This is a genomic window from Kluyvera genomosp. 2, from assembly GCF_036759865.1.
Classification (GTDB): Bacteria; Pseudomonadota; Gammaproteobacteria; order Enterobacterales; family Enterobacteriaceae; genus Kluyvera; species Kluyvera ascorbata_B.
Map to the genome: position 1 here is coordinate 94,526 of NZ_JAPKIA010000003.1, position 12,591 is coordinate 107,116.

The following is a 12,591-nucleotide window of genomic DNA, read 5'->3' on the forward strand; positions in this document are numbered from 1 at the left end:
ATGCGTAAGCAATGGCTTGGGATCTGCATAGCGGCAGGGCTGCTGGCGGCTTGTTCGAGTGATGATGTTCAGCAGCAGACCGTCTCCGCACCAAAACCTGCGGTATGTAATGGCCCGACGGTGGAAATCAGCGGGGCCGATCCACGCTTTGAGCCACTGAACGCGACGGCGAATCAGGATTACGAACGCGACGGTAAGAAATATAAAATTGTCCAGGACCCGTCCAACTTCAGCCAGGCCGGGCTTGCCGCCATCTATGATGCCGAACCGGGCAGCAATCTGACGGCGATCGGCGAAGCGTTCGATCCGACGCAGCTTACCGCCGCGCACCCTACCCTGCCGGTGCCGAGCTACGCGCGTATTACCAATCTGGCTAACGGCCGGATGATCGTAGTGCGTATTAACGATCGCGGCCCTTATGGCAACGATCGCGTGATTTCGCTCTCCCGCGCGGCGGCGGATCGTCTGAACACATCAAACAATACCAAAGTCCGTATCGACCCGATTATCGTCGCCCAGGATGGTTCGCTTTCCGGCCCCGGCATGGCCTGTACCACCGTCGCGAAGCAAACCTACGCGCTCCCGGACCGCCCTGACCTGAGCGGCGGCATGGGCAGCGCCTCTTCCACCCCGCAGGCCAGCGCGCCTCAGGGTGACGTACGCGCGATCAGTAACGATACCCTCGCCTCAGCCGACAGCGGCGAAGGCGCGCCGGTGAAAAGCGGTGGCTTCCTTGGTGCTCCGACACCATTAAATAGCGGCGTACTCGAAGAGTCCACACCGGCACCGGTCACCGCGCCGGTAAGTGCCCCCGCAAGCGCCGCGCCAGCCGCGACGGCTGCCGTCGCCGCACCTGCAGCAGCAGCAGCCGGAAACTACGTAGTTCAGGTTGGCGCAGTCAGCGACCAGACCCGCGCACAGCAGTATCAGCAGCGTCTGAGCCAGCAGTTCTCCGTCCCGGGCCGCGTAACGCAAAACGGCGCGGTCTGGCGTATTCAGCTCGGTCCATTCGCCAGCAAAGCGGAAGCCGGTACCATACAGCAACGTTTGCAGAGCGAAGCACAGCTGCAATCGTTTATTACGCACGCCAACTAAAGCGCTCGCGGCATCCGATGCTTCGTATATGTAAACGTCATTAACAAAGTCATATACGATGTCGGATGCCTGTCTAAAGGGCATTTGCTATAGTAAGGCACTTTTTAACTCCATCACGGATGTCGTTGTTTTGACCATGAAGACCTCTTTTCTCGCTTGCTTACTCATTCCGGCGCTCTCCGTCGCAGCACTGAGCTCCGTCGCCCACGCCGATGACCTGAACATCAAAACCATGATTCCAGGCGTTCCGCAGATTGACGCCGAGTCCTACATTCTTATTGATTACAACTCCGGCAAGGTGCTGGCTGAGCAAAACGCTGACGCCCGCCGCGATCCGGCCAGCCTGACAAAAATGATGACCAGCTACGTCATCGGTCAGGCAATGAAAGCGGGCAAGTTTAAAGAATCCGATTTGGTCACCATCGGTAACGATGCCTGGGCCACCGGCAACCCGGTGTTCAAAGGCTCTTCCCTGATGTTCCTTAAGCCGGGTATGCAGGTACCGGTATCACAGCTGATTCGCGGGATTAACCTGCAATCGGGTAACGATGCCTGTGTTGCCATGGCCGACTACGTCGCTGGCAGCCAGGATGCCTTCGTGGGCCTGATGAACAGCTACGTCAACGCGCTGGGGCTGAAAAACACCCACTTCCAGACCGTTCACGGCCTGGATGCAGACGGCCAGTACAGTTCCGCACGTGATATGGCGATGATTGGCCAGGCGCTGATTCGCGACGTGCCGAACGAATACACCATCTACAAAGAAAAAGAGTTCACCTTTAACGGCATTCGTCAGCTAAACCGTAACGGCCTGCTGTGGGACAATAGCCTGAACGTTGACGGCATTAAAACCGGCCACACCGACAAAGCCGGTTACAACCTGGTGGCCTCCGCGACCGAAGGCCAGATGCGCCTTGTTTCTGCCGTCATGGGCGGCCGCACCTACAAAGGGCGTGAAACCGAGAGCAAAAAGCTGCTGACCTGGGGCTTCCGCTTCTTTGAAACCGTTAACCCAATCAAAGCCGGTAAAGAGTTCGCCTCTGAACCCGCCTGGTTTGGTGATACCGATCGTGCGTCCCTGGGCGTCGATAAAGACGTTTACCTGACCATCCCGCGCGGCCGCATGAAGGACCTGAAAGCCAGCTACGTGCTGAACAACAGCGAGCTGCACGCACCGCTGCAGAAAAACCAAGTGGTCGGCACCATTAACTTCCAGCTGGACGGTAAAACCATCGACCAGCGCCCTCTGGTGGTGCTGCAAGAAATACCGGAAGGTAACTTCTTCGGCAAAATCATTGATTACATTAAATTAATGTTCCATCACTGGTTTGGTTAAAAATCACCCACTTGAAAGTGTGATTTCCATCCCCATATACTATGCATAGCTAAAATAACTCCCGCTAACCATGCGGGAGTTATTCTTTTTTAACACTGGAGCTGACATGAAAACCAAACTGAACGAACTGCTTGAATTCCCTACTCCGTTTACTTACAAAGTAATGGGTCTGGCGAAACCTGAGCTGGTTGACCTGGTGGTTGAAGTGGTACAGCGCCATGCGCCAGGTGATTACTCTCCGCAGATAAAACCGAGCAGCAAAGGCAACTACCACTCGGTGTCCATTACCATCAATGCAACCCACATTGAGCAGGTCGAGACGCTGTACGAAGAGTTGGGCAATATTGAAATTGTCCGTATGGTGCTGTAATCGCATCACCGTTACCCGGCACGCCCGGGTAACGCTTCTCTCCACCTGCCTGTGATATACTCTGCGTCCATTATTTCCCCTCTGCGGAGACGCTGTTTTGGACTTCAATACCCTCCTCATCCGTCAACTGGGCCTACAGCCTTACGAACCTATTTCCCAGGCGATGCACGACTTTACCGATAACCGTGATGAATCCACGCTTGATGAGATCTGGCTGGTTGAGCATCAGCCGGTTTTTACGCAGGGTCAGGCGGGGAAAGCAGAACATGTGCTGGTACCGGGCGATATTCCGGTCATTCAGAGCGATCGCGGCGGCCAGGTAACCTATCATGGCCCGGGTCAGCAGGTTATGTACGTGCTGTTAAACCTGAAGCGCCGCAAGCTCGGCGTACGTGAACTGGTGACCCTGCTGGAGCAAGCCGTGGTCGATACGCTGGCAGAACTCGGGATTGAAGCCCATCCGCGCGCCGACGCGCCGGGCGTTTACGTTGGCGAGAAAAAGATTTGCTCGCTGGGGCTGCGTATCCGTAAGGGCTGCTCTTTCCACGGGCTGGCGCTGAATGTGGCGATGGACCTTTCCCCTTTCCTGCGCATTAACCCCTGCGGCTATGCGGGCATGGAGATGGCGCAGGTCTCACAGTGGGTGAGCGAAGCCAAACCGGAAAATATATCCCCAATTCTTGTGGACAAATTTTTAGCGCGGCTAAACAATCCGCCGCATGAATATATCTCTGCTTAATATATTATATATTTCGGCCCAATATTTTTTGGGCCATTAACGCTTCGTCACTCGCCCGCTGAACAATATCTCGTTTTTCGTATCTTCCTGCTGCACATTTAGCAAAAAAGTGCAAAGCAGATCTCATTTCTGTGCAAAACTGAGAGTGTTGATATACATTTAATGAATGCATTAGATTCATTAATGCATTGAGGGATAACGAAAAATTGCTATTTTTTACCTTGCAGTAACATGGACTCAGGAATAATAATAATAATGTAACTATCAACTATCATTCATGGTGTGAATGAATATGGAGTAAGCAGTGTGGATTATAACAATAAGCCAGAAAATAAAATAAACCTTAATGTCGATAATGACACACCACAAATCTTTCGCACCCTGCGCAATATAGACCTGAACCTGTTGACGATATTTGAAGCGGTTTATGTTCATAAAGGCATCGTCAATGCGGCAAAAGTCCTGAACCTTACGCCGTCCGCCATTAGCCAATCCATCCAGAAACTCCGCCTGCTGTTCCCTGACCCGCTGTTCATTCGTAAAGGACAGGGCGTCACGCCAACTGCCTATGCCTCGCATCTGCACGAGTACATTAGCCAGGGGCTGGAATCGATTCTCGGCGCACTGGACCTGGACGGCAGCTATGACAAACAGCGGGTGATCACCATCGGGACGGCGGCGTCTGTGGGGGCCATTGTCATGCCGGTTATCTATCAGGCGGTGAAGCAGACCTACCCACAGGTGCTGCTACGCAACGTGGCGGTAACCGACGCCAACGCCCAGCTTAGCCAGTTCCAGACCGATTTAGTGATCGACAACCATGAGCATAACAATCCGCGAACGCTGGGCCGCCATGCCCTCTTCAGCGATAATCTGGTGCTCGTTTGTCGTAACGACCATCCTGCGCTTAACGAAGAGCCGTCGGCCGAAACGTTGATGCAATACGAGCATACGCTGCTGACAATGGACGGCGCCGGGCAGAACGACCTCTACAAACGCATTCGCGACATGCTCCCCGACCGTCAGGTCAGCGTGAGCAGTTACAACCTGTTTACCATTGCGTCACTGATCGCCTCGAGCAACCTGATAGGCATCATGCCGCTGCGCTTCTACCATATCTTTAAGCAGTGTTGGCCGCTGTGCACGCTGGATTTCGCGCCATTACAGCAGGAACGGGTCGATTTTTCATTGCATTACAATAAACTCAGCCTGCGGGACCCGGTAATGCAAAACATTATCAACGTCATCCATCAGGCATTCTAGTTCACCCGCCACCCGCTATCCTCTGCCGGCAAAAAAGCATTATTCAACAACTATTTTACAATTTGCCGGCCTGGCAGGCTGCTTTATACCCCGTTTCAATGGTATACTGCCTGCCATTAATTCAAAAATAGTTGATAAATACAACATTCCCTTGAATTGAAACGCTTTCCCTCGATACTCGGAACTGGAACACGTACGCTATGAGTAAACCCATTGTGATGGAACGCGGTGTAAAGTACCGCGATGCCGATAAGATGGCCCTTATCCCGGTAAAAAACGTGGCAACAGAGCGCGAAGCGCTGCTGCGAAAACCGGAGTGGATGAAAATTAAACTTCCGGCGGACTCTTCCCGTATCCAGGGCATCAAAGCGGCCATGCGTAAAAATGGTCTGCACTCCGTGTGTGAAGAAGCCTCCTGCCCGAACCTGGCAGAATGCTTCAACCACGGCACCGCGACCTTTATGATCCTTGGCGCAATCTGCACCCGTCGCTGCCCGTTCTGCGACGTGGCCCACGGTCGCCCGGTGACCCCGGATGCCAACGAACCGCAAAAGCTGGCGCAAACTATCGCTGACATGGCGCTGCGCTATGTAGTTATCACCTCCGTCGATCGTGACGATCTGCGCGACGGCGGCGCCCAGCACTTCGCCGACTGTATTGCTGCAATTCGCGAGAAAAGCCCGAGCATCCGCATTGAAACGCTGGTACCGGACTTCCGCGGCCGTATGGATCGCGCCTTAGCGATTCTGACGGAAACCCCGCCGGACGTGTTTAACCACAACCTGGAAAACGTGCCGCGTCTGTATCGCCAGGTTCGCCCGGGCGCCGACTATAACTGGTCGCTGAAGCTGCTTGAGCGCTTCAAAGAAGCGCACCCGGAAATCCCAACGAAATCCGGCCTTATGGTTGGCCTGGGTGAAACCAACGCCGAAATTATCGACGTTATGCGCGATCTGCGCCGCCACGGAGTGACCATGCTGACGCTGGGCCAGTACCTGCAGCCGAGCCGTCATCACCTGCCGGTACAGCGCTACGTTAGCCCGGATGAGTTTGAAGAGATGAAAGCCGAAGCGCTGGCGATGGGCTTCACCCACGCCGCCTGCGGCCCGTTTGTCCGTTCGTCTTACCATGCCGATCTTCAGGCCAAAGGCATTGAAGTGAAGTAGGGATAGTTGCCAATACGAAAAAGCCGCTCTCTGTCGACAGCGGCTTTTTTATTGCTCATTGAAGAAATAAATTGTTTCAATGAAATGCATTTGGAAATCAAATAGTATCAAAAAAGGCTTCAGCATCGTCATGCTGAAGCCTTTTCTGCGGGTTGTTACACCCACGGATGACACGCATTCACCCGCATATCATCTGAAACGCTGCCCTGCTTACTCTTTATGAGAGAGCTTTTCTGCCGGAGTCTCGTCTGCGCTCTTCTGCGCGGCGGTTTCATCGTCATTCATGGCTTTTTTAAAGCCTTTGATCGCTGAACCCAGATCTCCACCCAGAGTCCGTAATTTCTTGGTACCAAACACCAGAATAATCAGTGCTGCCACTACCAGCAGTTTGGTAATACTAATCTCACCCATAGATACCTTCTTCTCAAAAACAGGCTGCAAAATGCGCCACATCACCATAGTTTATTAACGGTCATTTAGCGCGTGCACACAATAGCAATCTGTAACAAGGTGAATCAAGCATTGTTTAAAAAAACGTCATGTTAATTGCGGTAGCGCAAAACGCCTGTTTTTCAGCACCGGAAGCTGCTGACGAATGCGTGAAAGATCGTCGCGACTCACCTCAGACACAATCAGCTGCGGTGCCGTTGAAGCTCCTGCCAGGGTCACGCCAAGCGGATCCACGATTCGGCTCTGACCAATGTTTCTCGTGCCGCACTCGCCGCTGGCGACGAGGTAACAGGTCGTGTCCAGCGCTCGCGCAGCCAGCAGCGTCGACCAATGATGTTCCTTCAGCGGCCCGCGTACCCAGGCGGCAGGCAGCGCCAGAATCTCAGCCCCCTGTAACGCCAGCGCTAGCGCCATGTCCGGAAAGCGCAGGTCATAGCAGGTCATCAGGCCGACCTTAAACCCCGACACCTCAATTAACGGCGGCAGCGCTCCCCCGGCATCGACCCGCTTCGACTCCTGGATAGCAAAAGCGTCATAGAGATGCAGCTTATGGTAGTGAGCAATCACCTCCCCACCGCGTAGCGCGACCAGCGTATTTCTGGCCCGTTCCGCCGAAGAGGGAGTGTGAATGGTGAGTATCGTCGTCAAATCGTCAAGACGGCTCTGCGCCTTGAGGAGCTGCATAAAGCCACCGTTCAGCGGCTGCGCCGATTTCACCGACATATCCGGATCGCTATCGCTACGCGCCAGCAGCGCTTCTGGCAACACCAGCAGCTCAGCGCCCAGCGCTGCCGCCGACTGCATCAGCGTCACGCAGGTTTGCGCGTTAACCTGCCACTCCGGTGTCACGACAAACTGTCCCGCCGCTACTCGCATCGTAACTCCTTAAGTTTTGCTAATATATCAAGATGATGAATATCGATCAGTATATAGCCAGATCGTCCCTTCAAGGGTAAACTCTGGCCACACTCGAAGATGGCAGGAAATTCGCATGATGCAACTTTTGTTAGCCGTTTTTATCGGCGGCGGTACCGGCAGCGTAGCCCGCTGGCTGCTTAGCTTTCGCTTTAACCCTATGCACCATGCGCTTCCGCTGGGTACGCTTACGGCCAACCTGCTGGGGGCGTTCATTATCGGCGCCGGTCTTGCCTGGTTTAATCGGCTCCCGCACATTGATCCGGTGTGGAAAGTGCTGCTCACCACCGGTTTTTGCGGCGGCCTGACGACCTTCTCGACGTTTTCGGCAGAAGTGGTCTTTCTGTTGCAGGCGGGGAAATTCAGCTGGGCGCTGTTAAACGTGGCGGTTAACCTTTTCGGCTCATTTGCCATGACGGCGCTGGCGTTCTGGCTGTTCAGCGCCACCAGTCAGGGATAAAAAGAATAAAAAAAACCCGCAGTTAAGCGGGTTTTGAATTCTGACTGCTATTTGTCGCTTACAGAGCGATGACGTTAGCAGCAGAAGGGCCTTTGGCACCGTTAGTGATTTCGAACTCTACGCGCTGACCTTCAGCCAGAGTTTTGAAACCGTTGGTCTGGATTGCAGAGAAGTGTACGAATACGTCTTTGCTGCCATCTTCCGGAGTAATGAAACCGAATCCTTTGGACTCATTAAACCACTTAACGTTACCTTTAATCTTAGACATCAAAATTACCTTTATATGAAAAAACGACACTAATCTGTGTCAGTTAACAGTACAACAATTGTCGTCGGTTTTGTCCAGCCCAACTTCGTTAAAAAGTGATAAATGTCGCTAACTTTTATTTGCAGGTTGACTTTATCTCAGCATTGGTTCCAGAAGCGGTTTTCAGAACTGGAAACGCATCCAGGCAAAGTACACATTACCGTTGTTATAGGTACCCGGGATGTAGGTCATCTGGAATGTTGCGGGGCCGTAGCCGATGGAGGCCAGAGGGAGCGCCACCGGAATCGGGATGTATTTCCAGTTATCGCGTGCGGTCACCCCGATGGTGTATCCGAGGCCAACATGGAAGTTATCATCAGCCAGCGGTCGCCAGGTTTTTTCCCAGCCGTAGCCTCCGATAGGCTCCCATTTATTAAAGGAGTCCTTAAAAGCCATAAGATAAATGCCGTTCCAGTTGCCTTTTTCATCCCAGCGGGACACGCCAAACCCCGCTCCCCAGGGACGTTCATTGTACGCGTCGGTTTTTTCTTTATCGTAGGCAAAACGCGCGTGCCAGGTAATTGCTGGCACATACAGATCGTAATGCTGCGGCTCATTCCACGTCTGAGCAATGTTGCTGCTAAGGGTGTTGTAACCCTCTTTTATGGTTTCGCTAAACGACGCCGCCGCAGGAAGTGCTGTAGCCGACAGCCCCGCGAACACGAGCGACAGTGCAAAATTTTTATTGAGATTTAACACGATAGACTTGCCAGTAAAGTATCCATTAAGAATAGTCTAACAAGACTAAACTCAATTGAGTCTCAACGACATCAATCCATAGTTTTTTTCATACCGCCTGGTTACAAATTAGAATATTCTTAGATGATTGTTCAACCCGACCCTCAGCTCAAGTGCATAAATATCAACTCAAAGCGTCAATTATATGCAGTCAAAATTTTCATTATTTACTCACATCATTTCATTATAAAAATAAATAACCATCCACCGCCTGAAATTATATTAAAACCAAAGTTTAACCTTATTTATTTCTAAGCCACTTCATTTATAATATTAATCAATAAATATGACGCAATAAAATAAAGCAAACACTCCCCCCACAGCATAAGCGATACCACACCGCCGCAGCGCCGGCCATTCACGATGTTATCTAACTGAAATAATACATTTCATTCACCTTTCTGTTTATTATTCACGCAGCCCACTATACTTAGTGTGAGGGCAATGTTCCGCTTTGTGAGTACATCGTGTAATTTGCAAAGTCATCATCTTTAATTAGTCTCTTTTTTGATTTTCATCAGCTAAGTTCGCCGGTTTTTTCGGCACATTTCATCCTTACTTTTTGATGCTGCACTGCATCAATTTTACAACTGGGCGATAGGTGTTAATAATGTTAACGTTCTTTGAACTCCTGATTGGTGTTGTGGTTATCGTGGGCGTAGCCCGCTACATCATCAAAGGATATTCCGCGACAGGGGTCCTCTTTGTCGGCGGTCTGCTGCTACTGATTGCCAGTGCATTGATGGGGCATAAGATTTTACCGAGTAGTGAAACCAGCACGGGTTACTCTGCTACTGACATCATTGAATATATTAAAATTCTGCTGATGAGCCGCGGCGGCGATCTCGGCATGATGATTATGATGCTCTGTGGTTTTGCCGCTTATATGACCCACATTGGCGCTAACGATATGGTTGTTAAGCTGGCTTCCAAACCGCTGCAATATATTAACTCACCGTATTTACTGATGATTGCGGCCTATTTTGTGGCGTGCCTGATGTCGCTGGCTGTCTCCTCCGCTACCGGTCTGGGCGTGCTGCTGATGGCGACTCTCTTCCCGGTCATGGTTAACGTCGGCATTAGCCGCGGCGCCGCAGCGGCTATTTGTGCCTCCCCGGCAGCCATTATTCTCTCTCCGACGTCCGGTGACGTCGTGCTGGCTGCCAAGGCCGCCGAAATGCCGTTAATTGATTTTGCCTTTAAAACCACACTGCCAATCTCTATCGCCGCGATTATCGCGATGGCTATTGCCCATTTCTTCTGGCAGCGCTACCTGGACAAAAAAGAAAATATCTCTCACGAGATGCTGGATGTCAGCGAAATTACCACTACCGCGCCGTCCTTCTATGCCATTTTACCGTTCACGCCCATTATCGGCGTATTGATTTTTGACGGTAAATGGGGCCCGGAGCTGCATATCATCGCGATTCTGGTTATTTGTATGCTGCTGGCCGCGGTGCTGGAGTTCTTCCGCGGCTTTAACACCCAGAACGTGTTTGCGGGTCTGGAAGTGGCCTATCGCGGCATGGCGGACGCCTTCGCCGGCGTGGTTATGCTGCTGGTTGCAGCCGGCGTCTTCGCCCAGGGTCTGAGCACCATCGGCTTTATTAATAGCCTGATCTCTATCGCCACCTCGTTCGGCTCCGCCAGCATCATCCTGATGCTGGTGCTGGTCGTGCTGACCATGCTGGCAGCAATGACGACCGGTTCCGGTAACGCCCCGTTCTATGCTTTCGTGGAGATGATTCCAAAGCTGGCGCACTCCTCCGGTATTAACCCGGCCTACCTGTCCATCCCGATGCTCCAGGCCTCCAACCTGGGCCGTACCATCTCCCCGGTTTCCGGCGTCGTTGTCGCGGTTGCCGGGATGGCAAAAATTTCACCGTTCGAAGTGGTGAAGCGGACTTCAGTACCGGTCATTGTGGGTTTGATTGTGGTGATTATCGCTACCGAAATTCTGGTTCCCGGCGCGTCCGCATAATCATTGATAGCTCAAATAAATAAGGCGCCTGAAGGCGCCTTATTTTATTATGTAATAACGTCACTAAATGATTAAAAACGTGGAGCCAGGAAAATGCTAAGGAAGAATATTGTGTCAGGATGTGCGCTGTTACTCTGCGCCGGAAGCCTTCACGCCGAGCCGCTCGTCCCGACGCAATATGGTGACTTCGATCGTTACGTACTGGCGCTCTCCTGGCAAACGGGCTTTTGTCAGAGTCAGTATGACCGCAACCGTAAAGAACCACTGGAATGCCAACAGCCTAAAGAACTCAATAATAAGGCTGACTATTTAACGGTCCACGGTTTATGGCCGGGCCTGCCTGCCTCAATAGCCTCACGCGGGGTCGATAACAACCGCTGGATGCGCTTCGGCTGCGCCACCCGTCCCATTCCAAATATGCCGGAAGCGAAAGCCAGCCGTAAATGCGCCGCTGAAGAAACCGGCCTGTCGCTGGAAGTGGCCAATAAACTTAACCAGGTGATGCCCGGCAGCGGTGGAAAAAGCTGCCTCGAGCGTTATGAATTTGCTAAGCACGGCGTTTGTTTTGGCTTCGATCCGGACGCCTACTTCAGCACTATGGTTCGGCTGAACGGCGAAGTGAAGCAGAGCGCGCTCGGCCAGTTCCTGGCCGCCAACTACGGTAAAACCGTAACCCGCGCCAGCTTCGATGCCGCGGTGGCCACCGCTTTCGGTCAAGAGAACGTCAAAGCCGTTAAGCTAACCTGTAACGGCAACCCGGCCTATTTGACGGAAATGCAGATTGCTATCAAATCAGCCAGCATCAACGAGCCGCTGACCTCGGCCTCGCTGCTGCCACAGCCGCATCCCGGCAACTGCGGCAAACAGTTCGTGGTGGATAAAAACGGTTATTAATTTCCGCCCCCGCGCCTGCGGGGGTTAAACGCCCCTACTTCTGAATAAAGGCCAGCAGATCGTCATTGATCTGGTGCTTATGGGTGGTGCAGATCCCGTGCGAACCGCCTTTATATACCTTCAGTTCAGCGTCCGGCAGCAGCTGCGCTGCCACCTTCCCGCAGGTTTCAAACGGCACAATCTGATCGTCATCACCGTGAATCACCAGCGTCGGGATAGTCATCTTACGCAGGTCCTCACGCAGATCGGTTTCTGAAAAAGCTTTAATACAATCGTAGAGCGCTTTAATCGAGCCCTGAAGGCCCTGCTCAACAAACCCTTCACGCACCGCTTTCGACTCTTTGGCTCCTGGGCGGTTATAGCCATAAAATGCCGCCGTCAGCTCATAAAAGAACCCACCGCGATCTTCCACCACCCCGTTACGAATGCCGTCAAAGACCTCCGCTGGCACGCCGTTCGGGTTAAAATCGGTTTTCACCATAATCGGCGTAACGGCACCAATCAGCACCGCTTTCGCTACCCGGCTGGTTCCATGGCGACCGATGTAGCGTGCGACTTCGCCGCCGCCGGTAGAGTGCCCGACATGCACCGCATCTTTCAGGTTAAGGTGCGCCGTTAACTCGGCCAAATCATCGGCATACTGATCCATATTATGCCCGTCCCATGGCTGCGCAGAACGTCCGTGGCCTCGTCTATCGTGGGCAATCACACGATACCCTTTTGACCCCAGGTACAGCATCTGATCCTCAAACGCATCAGACGTCAACGGCCAGCCGTGGCTAAATACGATTGGCTGTCCGCTCCCCCAATCTTTAAACCAGAGATAACTACCATCTTTCAGGGTCAGTTTATCGAAACCGCTCATACGATCTCCTGT

The 12,591-nt window shown here is 52.6% G+C and carries 14 protein-coding genes; 9 read left to right on the plus strand and 5 right to left on the minus strand.

From position 1 onward, the window contains the following. From rlpA to lipA, 6 genes are all read left to right on the plus strand, one after another. A complete protein-coding gene (rlpA, locus tag V6942_RS03860; RefSeq protein WP_182965913.1) occupies positions 1-1,095 on the plus strand; it encodes an endolytic peptidoglycan transglycosylase RlpA in 1,095 nt (364 codons plus the stop codon). 136 nt (positions 1,096-1,231) lie between these two features. Continuing rightward, positions 1,232-2,431 carry a D-alanyl-D-alanine carboxypeptidase DacA gene (gene dacA / locus V6942_RS03865; protein WP_106924703.1) on the plus strand — a complete coding sequence of 400 codons (1,200 nt, stop codon included), beginning with the start codon at positions 1,232-1,234 and terminating at the stop codon, positions 2,429-2,431. A gap of 106 nt (positions 2,432-2,537) precedes the next feature. Then, on the plus strand, positions 2,538-2,801 hold the full coding sequence (gene ybeD / locus V6942_RS03870) for a DUF493 family protein YbeD (protein ID WP_035894333.1): 264 nt from the start codon (positions 2,538-2,540) through the stop codon (positions 2,799-2,801). A gap of 97 nt (positions 2,802-2,898) precedes the next feature. After that, positions 2,899-3,540, plus strand: a complete 642-nt coding sequence (gene lipB, locus V6942_RS03875; protein WP_182934679.1) for a lipoyl(octanoyl) transferase LipB — start codon at positions 2,899-2,901, stop codon at positions 3,538-3,540. Between the two features lie 306 nt (positions 3,541-3,846). Next, positions 3,847-4,803: a YbeF family transcriptional regulator gene (locus V6942_RS03880; RefSeq protein ID WP_182928315.1), complete on the plus strand. Its 957-nt coding sequence runs from the start codon at positions 3,847-3,849 to the stop codon at positions 4,801-4,803. 200 nt (positions 4,804-5,003) lie between these two features. Further along, on the plus strand, positions 5,004-5,969 hold the full coding sequence (gene lipA / locus V6942_RS03885) for a lipoyl synthase (RefSeq protein WP_182929293.1): 966 nt from the start codon (positions 5,004-5,006) through the stop codon (positions 5,967-5,969). 210 nt (positions 5,970-6,179) lie between these two features. Here lipA and tatE read toward each other — a convergent pair whose 3' ends face one another. Beyond that, on the minus strand, positions 6,180-6,380 hold the full coding sequence (tatE, locus tag V6942_RS03890) for a twin-arginine translocase subunit TatE (protein ID WP_106924707.1): 201 nt from the start codon (positions 6,378-6,380) through the stop codon (positions 6,180-6,182). Positions 6,381-6,506: 126 nt separating this feature from the next. Continuing rightward, positions 6,507-7,295 (minus strand): deaminated glutathione amidase, encoded by a 789-nt coding sequence (locus tag V6942_RS03895; protein WP_182965915.1) that lies wholly within the window; start codon positions 7,293-7,295, stop codon positions 6,507-6,509. Positions 7,296-7,410: 115 nt separating this feature from the next. Here V6942_RS03895 and crcB point away from each other — a divergent pair, with 115 nt between their 5' ends. Then, positions 7,411-7,794: a fluoride efflux transporter CrcB gene (gene crcB / locus V6942_RS03900; RefSeq protein WP_106924709.1), complete on the plus strand. Its 384-nt coding sequence runs from the start codon at positions 7,411-7,413 to the stop codon at positions 7,792-7,794. A 58-nt stretch (positions 7,795-7,852) separates the two neighbouring features. Here the strand turns inward: crcB and cspE are convergent, their stop codons facing one another. After that, entirely contained in the window at positions 7,853-8,062 is a 210-nt protein-coding gene (gene cspE, locus V6942_RS03905) for a transcription antiterminator/RNA stability regulator CspE (RefSeq protein WP_000034825.1), read from the minus strand. 162 nt (positions 8,063-8,224) lie between these two features. Then, a complete protein-coding gene (gene pagP / locus V6942_RS03910) occupies positions 8,225-8,773 on the minus strand; it encodes a lipid IV(A) palmitoyltransferase PagP (protein ID WP_353654621.1) in 549 nt (182 codons plus the stop codon). Between the two features lie 676 nt (positions 8,774-9,449). Between pagP and dcuC the strand changes: the two genes are divergently transcribed. Further along, entirely contained in the window at positions 9,450-10,820 is a 1,371-nt protein-coding gene (gene dcuC, locus V6942_RS03915) for an anaerobic C4-dicarboxylate transporter DcuC (RefSeq protein WP_106924711.1), read from the plus strand. A gap of 93 nt (positions 10,821-10,913) precedes the next feature. After that, complete coding sequence (rna, locus tag V6942_RS03920; RefSeq protein WP_182965917.1) at positions 10,914-11,714, plus strand: ribonuclease I; 801 nt, start codon at positions 10,914-10,916, stop codon at positions 11,712-11,714. A gap of 34 nt (positions 11,715-11,748) precedes the next feature. Here rna and V6942_RS03925 read toward each other — a convergent pair whose 3' ends face one another. After that, positions 11,749-12,579: an alpha/beta fold hydrolase gene (locus V6942_RS03925; protein ID WP_182929296.1), complete on the minus strand. Its 831-nt coding sequence runs from the start codon at positions 12,577-12,579 to the stop codon at positions 11,749-11,751. Between the last annotated feature and the right edge of the window lie 12 nt (positions 12,580-12,591).